The 18,465-nt window shown below is 54.9% G+C and carries 12 protein-coding genes and 1 pseudogene; 8 read left to right on the forward strand and 5 right to left on the reverse strand.

Features of this window, described 5'->3' with window-relative positions:
• Positions 1-235: 235 nt before the first annotated feature.
• From KR51_RS18635 to KR51_RS03680, 4 genes and pseudogenes are all read left to right on the forward strand, one after another.
• Positions 236-653, forward strand: a pseudogene (locus KR51_RS18635) (LptA/OstA family protein); the annotation flags it as partial.
• Between the two features lie 249 nt (positions 654-902).
• The gene (gene lptB, locus KR51_RS03670) at positions 903-1,631 is read left to right on the forward strand and encodes an LPS export ABC transporter ATP-binding protein (protein WP_022604946.1); all 729 of its coding nucleotides are present in this window, start codon (positions 903-905) and stop codon (positions 1,629-1,631) included.
• Between the two features lie 85 nt (positions 1,632-1,716).
• Entirely contained in the window at positions 1,717-2,895 is a 1,179-nt protein-coding gene (locus KR51_RS03675) for an LptF/LptG family permease (protein ID WP_022604948.1), read from the forward strand.
• 632 nt (positions 2,896-3,527) lie between these two features.
• Positions 3,528-5,123 carry an ArnT family glycosyltransferase gene (locus tag KR51_RS03680; RefSeq protein WP_022604952.1) on the forward strand — a complete coding sequence of 532 codons (1,596 nt, stop codon included), beginning with the start codon at positions 3,528-3,530 and terminating at the stop codon, positions 5,121-5,123.
• 783 nt (positions 5,124-5,906) lie between these two features.
• Here KR51_RS03680 and KR51_RS03685 read toward each other — a convergent pair.
• The 5 genes from KR51_RS03685 to priA all read right to left on the reverse strand — a co-directional run bounded on the left by KR51_RS03685 (position 5,907) and on the right by priA (position 14,126).
• Positions 5,907-7,112: a phosphoglycerate kinase gene (locus tag KR51_RS03685; RefSeq protein ID WP_022604954.1), complete on the reverse strand. Its 1,206-nt coding sequence runs from the start codon at positions 7,110-7,112 to the stop codon at positions 5,907-5,909.
• 216 nt (positions 7,113-7,328) lie between these two features.
• Positions 7,329-8,042 (reverse strand): hypothetical protein, encoded by a 714-nt coding sequence (locus KR51_RS03690; RefSeq protein WP_022604956.1) that lies wholly within the window; start codon positions 8,040-8,042, stop codon positions 7,329-7,331.
• Positions 8,043-8,247: 205 nt separating this feature from the next.
• Positions 8,248-9,075, reverse strand: coding sequence for a 4-hydroxy-tetrahydrodipicolinate reductase (gene dapB, locus KR51_RS03695; protein WP_022604958.1), 828 nt, complete (start codon positions 9,073-9,075; stop codon positions 8,248-8,250).
• A gap of 413 nt (positions 9,076-9,488) precedes the next feature.
• Entirely contained in the window at positions 9,489-10,244 is a 756-nt protein-coding gene (locus KR51_RS03700; protein ID WP_022604962.1) for a tetratricopeptide repeat protein, read from the reverse strand.
• Between the two features lie 1,308 nt (positions 10,245-11,552).
• The gene (gene priA, locus KR51_RS03705) at positions 11,553-14,126 is read right to left on the reverse strand and encodes a primosomal protein N' (protein WP_022604964.1); all 2,574 of its coding nucleotides are present in this window, start codon (positions 14,124-14,126) and stop codon (positions 11,553-11,555) included.
• Positions 14,127-14,605: 479 nt separating this feature from the next.
• Here priA and KR51_RS03710 point away from each other — a divergent pair, with 479 nt between their 5' ends.
• From KR51_RS03710 to KR51_RS03730, 4 genes are all read left to right on the forward strand, one after another.
• Complete coding sequence (locus KR51_RS03710) at positions 14,606-15,712, forward strand: RNA polymerase sigma factor, RpoD/SigA family (protein WP_022604966.1); 1,107 nt, start codon at positions 14,606-14,608, stop codon at positions 15,710-15,712.
• A gap of 167 nt (positions 15,713-15,879) precedes the next feature.
• Entirely contained in the window at positions 15,880-16,389 is a 510-nt protein-coding gene (locus tag KR51_RS03715) for a YbjN domain-containing protein (protein ID WP_022604968.1), read from the forward strand.
• Between the two features lie 55 nt (positions 16,390-16,444).
• Positions 16,445-17,110 (forward strand): lipoate--protein ligase family protein, encoded by a 666-nt coding sequence (locus KR51_RS03720; protein ID WP_084202385.1) that lies wholly within the window; start codon positions 16,445-16,447, stop codon positions 17,108-17,110.
• 930 nt (positions 17,111-18,040) lie between these two features.
• Positions 18,041-18,262, forward strand: a complete 222-nt coding sequence (locus tag KR51_RS03730) for a Calvin cycle protein CP12 (RefSeq protein WP_022604974.1) — start codon at positions 18,041-18,043, stop codon at positions 18,260-18,262.
• Positions 18,263-18,465 lie beyond the last annotated feature (203 nt).

An 18,465-nucleotide genomic window follows, 5' to 3' on the forward strand; every position in this document is an offset into this window, starting at 1 on the left:
AGTCCGGTCGGGACTTTCTCGGTAGCTATAGGGTGTACCAAATGGCGATTGATGAGGTGTTGGGGAGTCCGATGACGGGCTATGGGTCTTGCCGAACCGGCCGCGGATGCATCCTCGGAGCAGTCTGTCAAAACTTGCAAGCAACACAGCAGCAACCGTTATCGGTTCCCGTCCCGAAGTTCGCTACACTGGCTTCATCCTGATTGCTGGCATGGCGAGCGCTCAAAACCAAGTCATGATCTTACTTTTGTCGCGCGGACGTTACTGGTTACTGCAATTCCTTCTCGGTGGTGCATTCGTTTTTGCCGCTGCCGCACAGCTACCCGCGCAAACACCGAATTCTGTCAGTAGAACCGACGAAACCGGTGGTTCTATAACCGTTCGCTCCGACATCCAGGAAGCCAACTCCGAAACCGGCATCATCACTGCTCGTGGGAACGTACAAATCAGCTACCCCGAGCGGCAGCTGGAAGCGACTGCAGCCCAAGTGCAGTTTTATCAAAACGAACGCCGGCTCGTTCTCAGCGGCAATGTCTACGTCCTGCAAGACGGCAATAGCATCCGTGCTGAGGTCATTACGTACCTCATTGACGAAGGTCGCATCATTGCCAGCCCAGAGGATCTCAGTCAAGTCGAATCCACCTATATCGTTACTGAAGAGCAGGCGATCGCTCCAGCCGATGGAGCCAACGCGGGCAAAGTCGATACGGGCGATACCAACACAGCGACTTCCGATGATAGCCCGCCTCGGGTTCCTAACCCGACTGTGCCATCATTGGAGTCTATTCAGGACCCAACCGCTAACTAGCCCACCGCGCGTAACAACTGCGTGCCGTCTTCTGGCTCGCGAATGCCATTAATTTCGTATGACGCTTAACAGGTAATAGAGCGAGGCACCAAGCGTGGGGCTGACCCTCAAAAACGTTCTCAAAGCCTATAACAAACGCGTGGTTGTCAATCGCGCCAGCCTGACCGTTGCCCCCGGCGAGATCGTCGGTCTGCTCGGACCCAATGGCGCAGGTAAGACAACGACCTTCTACCTTGCTACCGGCATTGTCAAGCCCGATGAAGGTTCGGTGTGGCTGCACGATACCAACATCACCGATTTGCCACTCCATTGCCGGGCTCGTCTCGGACTGGGATATCTGCCCCAGCAGCCCAGCATCTTCCGCCACCTGAGCGTTCGAGACAATCTGCGCCTTGTTATCGAACACGGAGGACTTAACGATCGCACGGCTGCGATCCGCCTGCAGCAACTGCTAGACGATTTTCGCCTGCAAGTTGTCGCCGATACGCTTGCCGATCGCGTTTCCGGAGGCGAACGGCGGCGCACTGAACTGGCTCGCGCTCTCGCTGTCGGGCTCGAAGGGCCGAAGTTTTTGCTTCTCGACGAGCCTTTTGCCGGGATCGATCCGATCGCCATGAACGAGATTCAGTCCATCGTGCGGGAGCTCCGCGATCGCCAGTTGGGGATTTTAATCACCGACCACAACGTGCGCGAAACGCTAGGAATCGTGGATCGCGCCTACATCCTGCGCGATGGCGAGCTTTTTGCATCGGGGGCTCCCCAGGAGCTTTACGACAACCCACTTGTCCGGCAGTACTACCTCGGGGAGAAATTTCAACTCTAGGCATCCGCTCCCAAACGCTAGCCTTCCCTCCAAACTGCACGTTCCTGACTGTTTTCCGCCGGGTGTTGCCGCCCGCCATACCTGCATGGGCACCGTTATTGCAACTTCTACCAAATCCAGACGCCTAGGCTCGCGATTTCGAATCTCCGTCTTGGACCGCTACATTGCTCGCGAACTCGTGATGCCATTTCTATTTGGTGTCGGGGCCTTTACGTCTGTCGGCATCGCAATCGGCTCGGTCTTCGAGCTCGTAAGCTTGGTTGCCGAATCGGGATTATCGCTGTGGGTGGCAGCTCGCATTTTTGTCTTGCGGATGCCCCAGTTCCTGGCCTACTCCTTCCCCATGGCAACCTTGCTTTCGGCTCTGATTACCTACAGCCGCATGGCGAGCGACAGCGAAGTCGTCGCTCTCCGCAGCGCGGGGATTAGCATCTACCGACTGGTTGCCCCGGCGCTCGCCTTCAGTTTAGCCGTCACCGGTGCGACTTTTGTCTTTAACGAATTCGTAGTCCCCGCTGCCAACTATGAGGCATCGATCGCCCTAGAACGCGCTCTCGGTCGGGAAAAGCCGCCGTTCAGGCAAGAGAACATTCTCTACACCGAGTACGATGACGTACGGGACCCCGGCGGTCACAAGCGTGATGTCCTCGTGCGCCTATTTTATGCCGAACAGTTCGATGGCGATCTCATGCACGATCTGGTCGTGATCGACCGTTCGCACGAAGGCATCAACCAGATCGTTGATGCCACCTCCGCAACCTGGAACCCGCAAAAAAACTCGTGGGATTTTTATGACGGTACGCTTTATGCCGTAAATTCCGATGCATCGCTTCGCAATGTCGTGCGTTTCGACCACCAAACGCTTAACTTGCCGCGTCAACCCTTCGACCTTGCCGAACGCGGTCGCGACTACGGTGAAATGAACATCCTCCAATCCCGTGAATACCTCAACACTATCCGAGAAGGCGGCAGCGAACGCAGAGTTCGCAAACTGCGCGTCCGCATTCAGCAAAAGATCGCGTTTCCGTTCATTTGCTTAGTTTTTGGGGTCGTTGGAGCAGCACTTGGCACTAATCCTCACCGTACGGGGCGCGCGACGGGTTTTGGGATCAGCATTATCGTCATTTTTACTTATTATTTAACGTCATTTGTTACTGGGGCAATGGGTCAGCTCGGAATTTTGACGCCCTTATCGTCTGCATGGATTCCTAATGTTTTGGGGCTTGGTATTGGTGGCTGGCTACTTCTGCGTGCGTCTCGCTAGCACTGCAATTTGTGTTGGAGCTCGGCAATAAATTTCAGTCCACTCCACAGCGAGCTAAGCAATCGCCATACCGAAGTCAACTGTGATGCTGCTCTACACTCTGCATCGAGGGCGTTTATGCGTTCAGCCCAGGTAAGGACTGAACGACATACAAAAGAGCATTGAGCTAGAAAGAAGCATTGAGCTTTAGGCACCCCTGCGCTTGGGCTTGCCACTGACTGCTGGATATGGCCGCCGATCCGGTTGCTTCTATGCCTTACTGCGCTATGTCAAAATAACGAACTCGACATCTAGCATAATTCCTTCAGCAAGATATAGCTGGACGGGAGTAATTCTCGTTTCATGCTGATTAGAAATATCCAAATTTACTGGGAGAACCGTGGTTTTAACTTCGATCCACACTACGAAAACTTTAAAAACACGATGAATTGGAAACAATGCCAAATCGAGCTAAGATAATTCTAAATTCACGATCGGTGTTGGGAGGCTATTTAAAAGGGGTCCAGCCGGGCATCAAACCCCCAGAGTAACTCGCAGAAAATCCCACAAAATCCTAATTTCTCGTCGCGAAGCCTATGCCCAATTTCGCGCAGCTCGACTTTTCAAACGGCTTCTAAGGAGAAACATTCATAATGAATCCAAATCGCATCCGCAAACTCATTTTGGGAACGCAGTTCTCTTATATCGACTTTATCATTCCTTTACTCCTAGCTGGGTCAATTCTACTGTTGGCACCGATAGCAGCAGATTGTGAATTCAACACCGATGAAGGCATCAACTTAATGAAGGCAGTGTTATATGGACAAGGTTTTGCACTCTATCAAGATATTTGGAACGACCAACCCCCAGTTTTTACAATCGCCCTGTCATTCTGGATGTCACTGTTCGGAAATACCCTTGTCAGCGCGCGGCTGATGACGTGGGCACTCAGTTTCTTATCGATCTTTTCTTTTTATCAATTAATACGACTGCAATTCGGTCGGATGTCTGCATTTTTTGGCGCATTATTTCTGATAAATTCATATCAATTTGTTGATTTAAGTGTCTCGGTTATGATCGGACTGCCGGCCATTGCCCTGATGTTGTTCGTGGTTTATTTACTTGTTTCAAGTCACTCTGCGTTTACACACAAAGGTCAGCAAACTAGAAGGCTGGCTGCTGGTTTCGTGTTGGCACTTTCTCTTCAGACGAAGCTATTTGTATCTTTCCTGATGCCAATTATTCTTATTTTAGTACTTCCACTTGGGAGGAACTTCCGAATCCAGGTAGACAGAAAGTCACTATCGCAGCTGTTGCAATTTTTCTTGCTAGTACTCTCGACTTACATATTTATCAGCTTGACCTCTCAATCGCTCAATAGCTACGATCAGCTAGTAGCAACACACGTTTCTGCACGAGAGGTTCTTGGGTATCAACATAAAACGCTTTTCTTTATGCTCCGCAAGGGATGGTTGAATGATTACTATTTATATATTCTTGCCGGATTAGGGTGTTTTTTCGCCGTTCGTTCGTGGAAGCTATTTACGTTAGTTCCTATCGTTTGGATCCTAGGCTTCCTAGTTACTTTCTACAATCATTATCCCGTTCGATTGCATTACTACACGTTACTTGCAATCCCGATGTCTTGGCTGGCGGCAATGGCAGTTTATCATTCAACCGTCATGATTTCGAACTACATCGCAAATAGATTTGCAGCCAGCAATAATGACAGAAGTACAATCGTGACATCTAAATCGGACCGGCTTTATGGATACTTGTTCAATGTTCTAGCGTCCCTTACTGTTTTGCTGACAATTTATAGCATATCACTCGAAATTCACCGTTCAGTTGTTTATCAACACTCGTTCTGCGAACAACCAATAGATGCAGAAATTGTTTCCCGTCTTCGGGAATACCCGAAGGGTGTAGATCGGAGTTGGCTTCTCACAGATCGACCGATCTATGCTTTCTACGCAGGATTATTGCTACCACCAGAAACAGCTGTTTTTTCTCAGAAACGTATCTCAGTCGGCTCTCTTGACAGCAAAGAAATCATAAGAATATTAGAAGAATACAAGCCAGAACAAGTGTTGATTGGGCGCTTCAAAGAGCTACTTTTAAATGACTACTATTTCCAGAAATATCTCCAGGATAATTACTTAAAAACCCCAATCGGAGAGGAGCTAGAGTACTATACTAGAGTCGATCGACGATCGGATCGAGGAATTCGTAATGAGCGGTACTTGTAAGCGGCACGGATAGTAGTTCTTCGACTCAGTCGATGCGGAGGCTGTCGAAATATTTTTTGAACATGTTATTTTTAGTTCATTTAATTTTGCCGTCTCTTTTGCAGGGTTGAGAGTGGGAGAATTGTCACCGATCTCGGTTTCGTTGCCGCTGTCTTTGCAATGTATGGGGTTGATGGCAACTAAGTTTAGTGGCAGTTTGACTCTGGGTCGTCCACCTATGAAGCATTCGAGGTGTGCCTCTGACGCCGCATTTAGAACCTGTTCCCTTAGACAGGCGCGCTCTTGATACATCCTCCCTTTGCATCACGGTAGACTCGAACCCAGGGCCCTGACCCTTCAGACCTAAAGTTACTCTTTGATATAGCAACCGAGAGTTACCTTAAAACGTAAGTTGACCTAATAGTTGGAGATCCATCAGTGCCTTTCGTCTGAGATAAATGTCAGTTGAAAGGTTTAACGCAAATGCTCTCCGCATTGGCTGGACTGGAGTCTGAGCGTCAGTCCGCTTAAGGGTCGACGAGATGGCTGAGCTGTCGGCACCGAGGATACATGGTGACTTTGCCGACCGAGATTAGGGGAGTTACCAACCGCCTATTTTCGGGTGCTTCATCCGTTGAACCTGGATCTTCTCTGGAGCACCATCTGCCTCTGGGTGACATGAAAAACATTCGCTTGTTAATTTCCTGGCCATCTCCTTAATCTCTTGGCCCTCTCCTTGCTTATGAAGGAGAGGGCGGGAGTGAGGTTGGCAGCAAGCGATCGCGCCCTGCAACCGAAGCGTGCTTATACTTCGTCGAGAGCGACGATGCCGGGCAGTTCCTTGCCTTCGAGCAGCTCCAAACTGGCGCCGCCGCCAGTGGAGATGTGGCTCATCTTGTCCGCTACGCCGACTTTCTCGACTGCTGCAACCGAGTCGCCGCCGCCGATGATCGTCGTTACGCCCTGGCCGGTGAGCTCGGACAACGTGCGGGCGATCGCCTCCGTACCCTTTGCAAACCGATCGAACTCGAACACGCCCATCGGTCCGTTCCAAATGACAGCTTTGCAGTCGGCAAGCCCGGCTTGGAACGCCTCGATCGAGGCGGGACCGATATCTAGACCCATCCAGCCATCAGGGATATTTTCGACCGCAACGGTTTTGGCGTTGGCATCGGCAGAAAAGTTATCGGAGATCGCCACATCCGTCGGCAGCAGCAGCGCGACGCCGCGCTCCTTGGCTTTGATTTCCAAAGACTTGGCGAGTTCGAGCTTGTCTTCCTCAACCAAAGACTTGCCGACGCTAATGCCGCGAGCTTTGTAAAAGGTGAAGATCATGCCGCCGCCGAGCAGCAGTTTGTCTACTTTATCCAACAGCGTTTCGATAACGCCGATTTTGCTAGACACCTTGGAGCCACCGACGATCGCCGCCAGCGGACGCTGAGGATCGTCGATTGCACCTTTGAGGAACGTCAGCTCTTTTTCGATCAGATAGCCGCCGACACTGGGGCTGAGATATTGGGTGACACCTTCAGTAGAGGCGTGAGCCCGGTGTGCTGTTCCAAAGGCATCGTTTACGTATACGTCTGCGTTGGCTGCCAGTTGCTTGGCAAACTCGGGATCGTTGGCTTCCTCTTCATTGTGGAAGCGGAGGTTCTCCAGCAGCGCTACCTGCCCGTTTTGAAGCGCGCCCACTTTTGCTGCCACGTCGGCACCAATGCAGTCGTCACACTTGACCACGTCTTGACCGAGCAATTCGCTCAAGCGAACGGCTACGGGCGTCAGGCGCAGATCTTCCTTGACCTTGCCCTTGGGACGGCCCATGTGGCTGCACAAAATGACCTTAGCTTGCTTTTTGATCAGGTCTTGAATCGTCGGCAGAGCGGCGCGGATGCGCGTATCGTCAGCGATCTTACCGGTGTCGTCAGTAGGGACGTTGAAATCGACCCGAACGAGCACGCGCTTGCCCGCCAAGTCCGATTCGGTTAAGTTTGCTAGCGTTTTCTTAGCCACAGCCTAGTTTCCTCCGCGTTGCGTCTGCTCGTGCCCGAGTGCCCCCGATCGCCTGCCAACACCCCGCGGTCGGGTGGTCTCGAAACGGGCAGTCGGCTGCAGATGCGATTCGGGATCGGACTCTGCCGATTGTACCGTCGCACGGCCCGCCGGGGATCCCCGTCCCGAGGCGATCGCGTTTGTCTACTCCCTCGACCAATGCTGTCGCGGGAAATGCTAGCGAGCGTAGGAATTGCGAGCCGAGCGGCGGCGGCGGGCGGCCCGCCGTGTATCGCGCGGGGGAAACTCTTCCGCAAGATCTGCACTCACTTGCTCGAACGAGAGATGCTGCAGCTGCGGGTAATCGCCCACCCACAGGGGGATTTCAGGCAAATAAACATCGGTGTGCTTGACAATGCGGCTGAGATCGGATCGCGAAGACAGCAGTAACATTTCAGCATCCTGACCGCGCCGGATGAGCTTGTGCTCGCGACGCAAAGGAGCTTGAAGTTGAGTTGAAAATCCGGACTCGTCGCCGACTTCGAGGTTGATACAGCGTTCGCGGTTCTCGACGATGACGAGATTGCCTTGTTCGTCGACGGTTTCCTCAACGCCAATCAACTCCTCCGTCACGAACGCATCCATAACGCGCCCGCGCCAGAAACCGCAATACGGTATCCGCCGAAATTCGGAATTACGCCACGTTGCTTGTGCGACTGGTGCCCACAGCCAGTAGAGCCCGGCTACAAAAATAAAAATCGACAGCGCGCCGTCCCCACCGGGTTCGAACATAACCTTCCCAACTATCAGCAGGATCAATACCGTTACGAAGGCAATCAACAGACGACGCAATAAATCCGTCCAATCGCCCCAGTAGTGGCGGTACTGCACGGCAGTTGCCGTTAGCGGAACGAGTTCCTCAAATTTGGCACGGGTCAGCGGTACGAGCATGAGCGGCACTGGGCGGCTGGGCGGACAAAGGGCGAACAAGCGATCGCGGGACGGTAGTCCTCAAAATCAAACTCAGTATCTGGTATGGCGGTCGTTGCGAAGGTTGCAGTAACGCGCGGGATTTGCGCGGGTAGCAACAAATGTGGCAATTGCAACACCCGAAAACCCGAACGGAAGGGTCGTTCGGGTTAGTTCCTGGAGTTGCTCAAAGCAACTTCTCGAGGCCGTAGACGAGTGACTTTAGCTCCGTAACCTTGCGAATCGATAGCAATACCCCGGGCATGAAGGCCGCACGATCGGTCGTGTCGTGACGTAAGGTATAAATTTGTCCCGGTGCCCCGATGATGATTTCTTGATGGGCAATCAATCCGGGCAAGCGTACGCTGTGGAGCCGCACGTTGTCGCCAGCGAGCGCCCCGCGAGCGCCGGGTAGAATTTCGCGTTCGTTGACGACAGAGGGATTGTAGGTCTTTCCAAAACCAGAGAGCATTTGTGCGGTTTTGATCGCCGTTCCGCTCGGCGCGTCGGCTTTGCGATCGTGGTGCAGCTCGACGATCTCGATATGATCGAAATAACATGCGGCGCGGACTGCAGCTTCCTGCATTAAAACAACGCCGATGGAGAAGTTCGGAGCCACGATCGCGCCCGTGCTGGCTTTCTCGGCAAAGTCGCTGAGTTCGGACAACTGCTCGTCGCTCAGGCCGGTTGTACCGACGACCGGACGGACGCCATAGGCAAGGGCAGCACGGACATTTTCAAAAACGCCGTCGGGGTGAGTGAAATCCACCATCACGCCTTGGATCGGCTGCTGTGTTGCCAGCACGAGCGTGCCTTGCAAGTCGTTCAAGATCGGCACTTCAAGCGGACCGCAACCTGCTACTTCACCTGAATCCTGCCCGAGAACACTGGGTGCGAGATCCACCGCCCCCACTAACATCATGTCCTCGGCCTGGGCGATCGCCTTGACGACTTCGCGCCCCATCTTGCCGGCCGCGCCGTTGACGACGACGGGAATCGGCGATCGATCGCTCATGGATAGCCTCTCTAGATACACACCTAAGGGTATTTTGGAGCATTCTGACACACCCCAGATGGCGATCGCCACGCGCAAGAACGCCGTTGTCCCGTATCTTCGGATGCAGTAAGGAACTGGGTTGGCGCTCCCTTGCCGAGTTCAAAACACGGTATAAATGTTGACCTCATGCATGCAGGCAAAACTTCATGGTTCCCCCGGTCGTGCGCCAGACACCGTCGAAAAAAAAATTGATATTCGCGTTGCCGCTTTGACGTTCGTTGGCAGTGTCTGTGGGATGGCAATTTTCACTCTGGTTGAGACAACCTCCTTCCCAGAGGCCATTGTTAGAAAAAGCGAGCTGTCTTGTCTGAATTGGCTACTGCTATAAAAGCGAGCTTACCAGCACAATGGAATGTTCGGGCAGACCAAACCTACTCAACAGAAACTTCGAGTTGCTGCTTGTCCGGAAATCTCTCGCGCAGCAATCGAATGATCTCCACCGTTTCCTCGAAGAAAATCGTGTCGCCGCGCTGCTGAAAGCGTTCAGCTGCCCGTCGAAAATCGTCCACTGCTCCGTCAATATCTCCGAGTTCGGCAAGAGCGATCCCGCGATTGTAGTAAGCCTCAGCGTAGTCCGGCTGTAGGGCGATCGCGCGATCGAAGTCCGCAAGTGCCAAACTCATTTGCCCGAGTTCTTGATAAATCAGCCCGCGGTTGCTGTAAGCGAAAACGTCATTGACATTGCGCTCGATCGCGGCAGTGAAGTCCACAATCGCGGCTTCGGGCTGACCGAGTTGGCGGTGGACGAGCCCTCGGTTGTTATAGGCAAACACGAGTTGAGGATTGAGGTCGAGAGCGGCGTCGAAGTCGGCGAGGGCGCGTTCGAAGTCGCCCAACTCGGCGTAGGCAACACCGCGATCGAAATACGTCGCCGCGCGATCTGGCCGCAGCTCGATCGCCTGGGTCCAGGTCGCGATTGCCGCAGAATAATCCTGCTGGTGGTAACGCTCCTGAGCCCAAACGACTAATTTGTCGGCTGAAGGTCCCGAACTCCTGTGGAGCGCCGCAACCGCAATTGCCGCAGACCCCGCCAAAACGATCAGTGCGGCAGGCAGGAGTTTATTGCGTTGCTTGCTAGATTTCTTATCTGCGGCCAGTTGATTGCCGCCCAGGCTCGCCAATCCCATATCGCGCTGTTCTCAAATTCTCTCGCATGCTCCAGATAACGCCCGGCATGGAACGTCTGGAGACGGGAATCGCAACCGCCCTGGGAGCGCAGTTGCCGGTGTTGCTGCGGAGGCTGCAACTTTATAGGTGAGATCGTGCCTTAACCATTACTGCGGTGTCGCGGGCTGGGCTCGAGCGTTCTTTCTCTAGCCAGATTCTAGCGCGATTTTCTGAGGTCGCGGGCGGCGAATCCCCCATGCGGACAGGATCTCAAGCAAGGTCTCGTTGCCCTATTGAAAATCTGAGAAATTCTGAAAATTTATTGGTACTGATATTGCCAGCGTTTTTTCGCGCGCGATCGCAGAATAGACCAACACCTTGGAGCGAGCATTCGCCAAAGGGATCGCGCGCGAACGGTCACCAAGCTGGCGCGCATTTGCGATCCTGCAGCAATTTGGAGTGAAGAGAAGCTGAGTGGGGAGGAGTGCGGAAATTACGGTGAATTTACGTTCGATTCGACATTGCCAGCATCGGAAAGGCGGCGCAATCTAGATTCACTAAGTTCGATGGGGTTCCGGCATACTCTTTTTCGCTCTCACTCCTCGAGCACAGGCGCGCGTCCGAGTGACGCCCAGGGTGGCACTGGCTTTTGATAATTCTGCGCTGGCGAGCTTCTTGTTGGAGAACCTTGCCATTCCATTTGATACCAATTTGCAGAATGCCTAGGACAGATTGTGTAAGCGAGCCCCGGGAGTAAAAGTTCCCGAGCTGCCATTTGTCGCAGCACTTCCTAGAGTTGGTATGAGTCAATCCAGTTCGCCCGCCGCCGCCATTGGGAAAATCCCATCTCTTCACAATGACGCTGTGCAGATTTGATTGGTCAGCTCGCAACTAGTTGAGCGCATCCCCGATTGGCAAGTATCTGCCGCCTGCTTGTATAAGCTGCCCTTTCTGAGTGCTGCAGCAAGTTCCCGTGCAGGCGCGCGCCCAACGCGGGAGTATGTCCAAAGGCAACTATTCAGATGTCTCACTAGGTCTCAGTGGCGTCGCGATCGAGTCACCCTTGCACTTAGGATGGCAATGCACTTTTAACTAACGGATGCTTTTCTTTAGGAAGCGGTGCCTATAGCGTTCCACGGTCCTTTCGCGAATTTCAACGTCTGTGACTCTTCTGATGAGAGTTTCCCCTCTCACCAGAGTTTCCTCGGGTCCTTGCCGCTACTTCTAGCATCCGTTACTCAAATTTATCAACTTGGTACGAGTGGCTCTGGAGCTGTGTATGCTTCCCCAGCTCATGCATTCCTCGTAATTCTCATTAGGCGATCGCCTCAACCAAAATCCAACGGGTCGACATCGATCGTCAAACTCACATCTGTCGGACAACACGCGCGTAATGGTTGCAAGTCGGGCAAGGCTTGGCGATCGCGCACCTTCAGCAATACTTGCCAGCGATAGCGCCGAGCGATGCGCTCCACTGCTGCCGGTGCCGGACCCAACACTTCGTACCCGTTGAAGATATTGACGCGATCGCATTCAGCCGCCACCGTGGCAGCTGCCTTAGCAACGGCTGCAACCTCGACACCGCTCAGTTGCAGCAACACTAACTGCCCGAAGGGCGGATAGCGCAACGCTTTTCGTTGCTCCAGTTCCGCCAGAGCAAACCGCTTGTAAGCGCGATCGCGGACCGCCTGCACAACAGGATGCTCGGGCACGTAGGTTTGCACGATTGCTCGACCCGGTTCTTCGCCACGCCCCGTTCGCCCCACCACCTGTGTCAGCGTTTGGAAGGCTCGCTCTGCTGCTGCAAAGTCCGAGCGGAATAGTAACCCATCTGCCGCGATCGCTGCCACCAATGCGACCTGAGGCAAATCTAGCCCCTTGGTCAGCATCTGCGTCCCGACCAGCAAGTCTGCCTCGCCGCGCGCGAATTGCTCCAGCAATGTGCGATGCGCGCCCTTGGTCCGCGTCGTGTCGCTATCGAACCGCAAGCAGCGCAAATGAGGAAATAACGTCGCCACTTCACGGACAACCCGCTGCGTGCCGCTACCAAAATGCTTCAAAAACGGCGACTCGCATGCCGGGCAACGCGGCGGCTGCGCTTGAGAGAAATTGCAGTAATGGCAGCGCAGGCGAGCGCGCGCCCGTTCCGGACCCATACCATCGAAATCGTCTGACACCAATCCTGTGGCTATCGACTTTCCAACAGCCGGACTCGCTCCCCCAGCAGCTGCGAAGTGATACGACAGCGATACGTCGCACTGCGGACACATCATTACGTGTCCGCAGCTCCGACACGAAACAAATGTGCTGTGACAGCGACGCGGTACGAACAAAATTCCCCGACGATCGCGATCGCGCAGCGTTCGCATAGCCCCTTGTAACGCGTGACTGAAAAGAGAGCGATTGCCTCGCTCCAGCTCCTGCGTCATATCGACAACCTCCACTGCCGGAAACGATCGCGCTTGTACGCGCTCGGGCAACGAGAGGTAGAGCCGCGCCGGATCCTCTGCCCCAACAATGCAACTGTCGTGCCAAGTCGTCAGTGCTGGTGTTGCCGATCCCAAAATCAGCGGGCAACCCGCTGCCTCCGCCCGCCAGCGCGCCACGGTGCGTGCGTGATAGGTGGGAGCCGGTCGCGTTTGTTTGAAGCTGGTGTCGTGCTCCTCGTCCAGTACGATCGCCCCCAGGTTTGGCAAGGGGACGAAGACCGCAGATCGCGTCCCGATCGCCACCTGCGGCGTCCCGACCAGCAGCTGCCGCCATGTGTCGTAGCGTTCGCCCTCCGAGAGACCGCTGTGATAGGTACGCACCTGTTCCCCAAACCGCGCCCGGAAGCGATCGAGCAGCTGCGGCGTTAGCCCTATCTCCGGCACCAAAACTAGTGCCGATTTTCCCTGTGCCAATACCGGCGCGATCGCCTGCAAGTACACCTCCGTTTTCCCGGAGCCAGTCACCCCGTGCAGCAACACCTCCACAGATCCCTCGGCAGCCGCGATTGCTGCCAGCGCCCGTGCTTGGGCCGGTGTTAAGTCCTTCGGGCGATCTCGCGGTACCGCCGGTCCGTCGTCGCGGCGCAAGACTTCTTGCGATCGCACCGACACGCAGCCCTTGCGCGCCAGCGCCGTCACTGTAGACGTACTAGTGCAGCAAGTCCTCAGCAACGCGCTCAGCCACATCTGCCCGCCTGCACGGCGCAACACCTCGAGCACCTCGCTCTGTCGGGGCGTCAGCTCGGCGCGATCGTTCAGCCACAGCACGGCCTGTTGCTGCTTCGGTCGCGGCAGTTGTGGCGGCTCCAGATAACTTTCCAACCAACCCCGCTGTTGGAGCTCCCGCATCCCAAGCCGTCCGCTCTTGACTTGCTGCTGCACGTAGCGCGCGCTGTAGTCGTTGTCTTTCTGCGATCGCAAGAGTGCCAACACCGCCCGCGCTGGCTCGCTACAGTCCGAGTCATCCACCGTCGCGACCGCTTCGCGCCGCAGCCGCACCCGTCGTTGCGACTGTCTCAACAGTCCCGGTGGCAGCGCAAGTTCGATCGCGCTCGCCAGCGGCACGCGGTAGTATTCCGCTACTCGCTCTAATAGCGTCCAATAGGTCGGCGAGAAAAAACCCGAAGCAATGGTGTCGTCGATCGCGCGGATGCGCTGCGGGTCCAACTCTGGCGGCAGGGTGTTACTCAAGCGCACGGCAATCCCGCCCGTCAGACGATCGCGCAGGGGTACGCTCAGCACGTCGCCCGGTCGAACCTGCGCGCCTGGTGGCAAGCGATAGGTCAGTAAACCTTGCAACTCCGGGCAATTGACCAACACGTCCACCCATTGCTCCGCTTCACCAGCTCCTGCTGCTCCAGCGGCCCCTCCCCGCCCAGCAGCCGCTGACGTTCCACCTGGGAACTCTGCCATCGGCATCACCCCCGCGATCGCGCATTAACAACCGATGTTATCGAGCCCGCCAAACAAATCGAGCTGGGCAGACCCATTGCCGCGAGGATCGCTGCGGGCAGTCGGGGACTATCGGTTGGGGCGTTACGTACTACCGCTGGGGGATACAAAAATTCAAAATTGTATGTGATTCTAAAGCTAATGGAAAACATTTATACCACTGAGCTGCAGCCATTACCTATCGCCCGGCTCGATGTTTGGCGATCGTGGCTACAGAAACATTTCAACAGAATTGGTAAGTGATACTCTAGCGTGCGATGGGCAAGCTACTGAGACCCTACCGCGACGCTATTCGCGAACCTTCTCGCTGGTGTGGCGGGTTTCGCAACTCCATCAGACACCTGCCATAGTGCTACTGTTTCCTGAGCTACAACGCGATCGTCTTAAAACCATTAGCGTTACGACGTTATCAAGTAACTAGAGATAAATTACATCGACCTATGAGCGCAACTGAAGCGAGCCAAATCGATACTGCAATTGATAACCTTAATCCCCTCGACGCTATCCCCCAGAGTGGTGAGACTGCCGAGGGGGTCACGCTTGTAGATGCAAATTTTTCTAACGATATCGGTTTAGGTCGCTCGGGCAGCTATGGCAAGGACGATGACACTGTCGGCGCGTTTTTTAAAGAGATGGCGCGCTATCCCCTACTGAAGCCGGATGAAGAGGTGGAGCTGGCTCAGAGCGTCAAGCAGATGGTCGATATCGAGCAGCATCGGCTGGACTTGTGCGAGCAGCTCGGCCGCATCCCGAGTAAGACCGAGCTGGCGAAGTCTTTGGCGATCGCTCCGAAGGCACTGGATCGATGCTTGTATCGCGGTCGCAAGGCTAAGCACAAGATGATTCGCTCGAACTTGCGCCTCGTTGTGTCCATCGCCAAGCGCTACCTGAATCGCGGCGTACCGTTTTTGGATCTGATTCAAGAGGGTGCGATCGGCCTCAACCGCGCGACTGAGAAGTTCGATCCCAACAAAGGTTATAAGTTTTCGACCTATGCCTATTGGTGGATTCGCCAAGCCATCACGCGGACGATCGCCAACGACGCGCGGACAATTCGCTTGCCCATTCACATTGTCGAGAAGCTCAATAAGCTCAAAAAAGCTCAGCGGACCCTCAAGCAGAACCTGCAGCGCAACCCCAGCGAGCAAGAACTGGCGGACGAGCTCGAATTGACGCCGGTACAATTGCGCCAACTGCTCCAAATGCGCCGCCAGTCGCTGTCGCTCAACCACCGTGTTGGGAAAGGGGAAGATACCGAACTGCTGGAGTTGCTCGAAGATCACGAGCTGCGCCTCCCAGAAGAGCAGATGAATGAGGCGATGATGAGCCAGGAAGTGTCAGCCGTCCTTGACGAAGTCCTCACCGAGCGCGAGCGTGACGTCATCGCCATGCGCTACGGACTTACTACCTGTCAGCCCCACACGCTCGAAGAAGTAGGCACGATGTTCAACCTCTCACGCGAGCGCGTGCGACAAATCCAAAGCAAAGCCATGCGGAAGCTCCGCCGCCCCCAGGTTGCCCGACGCTTGCGGGGCTGGTTGACTTAGAGGGGGGTCTTTCAGATTCTGCAGGGTTCAACCCTGCACGATCGCGTCGCACAGACGGATCGAGAGAATCCTCGGCACGTCATCGGCGGCACTAGCACCGCTAAGGTCGTAAAGCCGGTGAGGGAGTGGGTTAGAATTGCTGCGAAACGACGCAGGCGGAACCCGGTATGACGACCCAGCAAGCTTTGTCGGCAGACTCCCCTTCAGCAGCAGACAGTGCGACGGCTGCCGAACTCGATCCCGAAACCTTTGCCACCCATGCCGAGGCGATCGAAACGGTCATCTACAGTCTGGACCAGGACAACTCAGCGATGGTCCATCGCAACGAGGACGGTTCGAGACTTTGGCGTTTTCGGTACGGGACAGTTGAAGTGTACGTTCAGTTAACCGGCGAAACAGATGACGACCTGTTTCTAGCGTGGTCGAAGGTGATGGATCTACCCGCTAACGACGACCCTCGCCTGCTCCGAAAATTATTGGAGATGAACTGGAGCGCAACCTTCGAGACGCGCTTCGGCATTTTCAACGAAGATATCGTTGTGTTGAGCAACCGCTCTGTTGCCGACCTGTCGCCCGGAGAGATCGCTCGCGCGATCGCTCTAGTTGCCTCGATTGCCGACGAGCACGACGAATCTCTTCAGGCCGAGTTTGGTGCGTCCGATCGCGCCGGCTCCTAACAAATCCCCGACTTGGCGCGTTTTGCCGTTTCTGGAGGCTCCGGGGGCGTTGCAGATGGCAGTCGATCTCTGGATGCTACAACGCTGTCGGGCTGGCGGTCCCTCGTGCTTGCGATTTTACGCTTGGTCGCCACCCGCACTGTCTTTGGGCTATCACCAACGGCGCTTCCCGGCTCGCTGGCACGCGTTGTCAGCAACGGGCGCATTCGATTTGCTCCGCCGACCTACCGGAGGACGGGCCGTCCTTCATGCAGGCGACTTGACCTACGCGATCGCGACAACCGGCGTTGCGGGTAAACGTTGGGAGGCGTACGCGATACTGTGCGAGTTTTTAGTGCGCGGCTGGCGATCGCTCGGGGTGAAGTTGAGCTACGGCGAAACCGGACGCGAATACACTAGCGTCCCAAATTGTTTCGCCACGGCAACGGGTGCCGACCTAACAACGGCAGATGGGTACAAACTGATCGGTAGCGCACAGTTGCGTCAAGGCGAAGCTATTTTGCAACATGGTTCGATGCGCCTGGAGATTTCACCCGAACTATGGAAGCAAGTGTTCGAGACGATCCCCCCGCGATCGCCGATCGCTTCGCTGCCTCGAAATCGCATCATCTGCACGTTAAAAAATGCGGCTCGCGAGTGTCTTGGCGTCGAGCTCGTTGAACAACCGCTGACAGCTGCAGAGTGGACAGAAGTTCGCAAGATTGCCCTACCGCCTCCATAACGCAGCAAACATTAGCCATGGTGGCAAACCGCCAACCGTACTCAATCCCTAGGCTCCGAGCTGAAGCTGGGGGCGACACGACCGCAACTATCATCGATTCTCTACACGAATCCATCCATTTGCGGGCGGGCATTTGGTGCTGATGGACTCTTGGGACGTGAGTTTGAGGGAGTCAATCGCTGAAACCTCTGTTGTGAAGAAGCCGGATACCCCGACGATTGAACTCCGGTCGCAATCAGCCTCTCAGTTGGGAAACGCCTCAATTAACGCATTAACCGGGGCTTAATGAGGATTGTTATTGCTCTAATGAGCTTGGGAAGGCACGGAGAAAGATTTTCGAAATCTTGCCCTCCATCGACAGGACCTCCTGTTCGGGACCGGCGTGGGTTTCACTGCCCTCGCCGCACTGTTCGTCCCCCGAAAGCTCCGCCAGCGCTAAATTATTGTTTACGTAAGCCTCATTCCCAGGTTGTTTCACTAGGTGCGTTGTGCAACTGAGAAAACCTGGAAACAGCTAAAGGGTTGGCGATGGAGAGCGATCTCCAAACCCAGTCTGGATTGCGGTGCGTCCCTAAGATTCTCGGGAGTAGGTTCCGACGTGCCCGTACGAGCCAGTACGGCAGCATGAAAAAACCTTAAGAAATCGAGAAGAATTGCACAATACGCGGAATACGACCGGACAGATGCGCCATGGGAAGTGATGTGGAATAAAACCGAATCACTGCCCGGCGAATCGAACTGGCGCGATCGGCTCTCAACACTCGACAGATCTGTTGGTCCGAACGCTAGTGTGAGAGATAAGTTAACTCACAGCAGGTAGACGGTGGAGCGGCCCGCAAACTGTCCGCCTCCATCTGGATCGAGTAGGATAACTTCGATATCTTGCTGTAGATGTTTAAGCAACTTAAGCCAGAAGCGTGAGGGTTAAACATGACTGACATCCGCGAACGTATTGAGGAAGAACTGAAGACTGCGCGTGCTGTCTGCGAATCAGACGGAGCAGATTCGCAAAACTGTGCGGTTGCTTGGGATAACGTCGAGGAGCTACAAGCTGAAGCATCGCACCAGCGCGAAGAGCCGAAGAAGAATTCACTCGAAGCATACTGCGACGACAACCCCGATGCAGCAGAGTGTCGCGTTTACGACGATTAGTGCGTGGCGGACGACTCCAAATTTCTAATTTTTTTGGGAGATGGAAGGGACGACTTGCAGTCGTCCTTTTTTTGCTTCCGAATCGCGTGGGGTTGCGCAACCGAACCCCACCAATGTCCGACGTCAGTGTCGGTCGCTGCCGTCGATGGGAGCGGCAGCCCCAAGCCAGGGGTTACAATCAAAAACCGTGCAGAAGGGAACGC

The organism is Rubidibacter lacunae KORDI 51-2 (assembly GCF_000473895.1).
Lineage (GTDB): Bacteria > Cyanobacteriota > Cyanobacteriia > Cyanobacteriales > Rubidibacteraceae > Rubidibacter > Rubidibacter lacunae.

Coding starts and splice junctions, on each gene's coding strand:
- KR51_RS03675 (WP_022604948.1), top strand. CDS start 1,717: ATGGGCACCGTTATTGCAACTTCTACCAAATCCAGACGCCTAGGCTCG.
- KR51_RS03700 (WP_022604962.1), bottom strand. CDS start 10,244: ATGGGATTGGCGAGCCTGGGCGGCAATCAACTGGCCGCAGATAAGAAA.
- KR51_RS03710 (WP_022604966.1), top strand. CDS start 14,606: ATGAGCGCAACTGAAGCGAGCCAAATCGATACTGCAATTGATAACCTT.
- priA (WP_022604964.1), bottom strand. CDS start 14,126: ATGGCAGAGTTCCCAGGTGGAACGTCAGCGGCTGCTGGGCGGGGAGGG.
- KR51_RS03715 (WP_022604968.1), top strand. CDS start 15,880: ATGACGACCCAGCAAGCTTTGTCGGCAGACTCCCCTTCAGCAGCAGAC.
- KR51_RS03720 (WP_084202385.1), top strand. CDS start 16,445: ATGGCAGTCGATCTCTGGATGCTACAACGCTGTCGGGCTGGCGGTCCC.
- KR51_RS03730 (WP_022604974.1), top strand. CDS start 18,041: ATGACTGACATCCGCGAACGTATTGAGGAAGAACTGAAGACTGCGCGT.
- KR51_RS03680 (WP_022604952.1), top strand. CDS start 3,528: ATGAATCCAAATCGCATCCGCAAACTCATTTTGGGAACGCAGTTCTCT.
- dapB (WP_022604958.1), bottom strand. CDS start 9,075: ATGAGCGATCGATCGCCGATTCCCGTCGTCGTCAACGGCGCGGCCGGC.
- KR51_RS03690 (WP_022604956.1), bottom strand. CDS start 8,042: ATGCTCGTACCGCTGACCCGTGCCAAATTTGAGGAACTCGTTCCGCTA.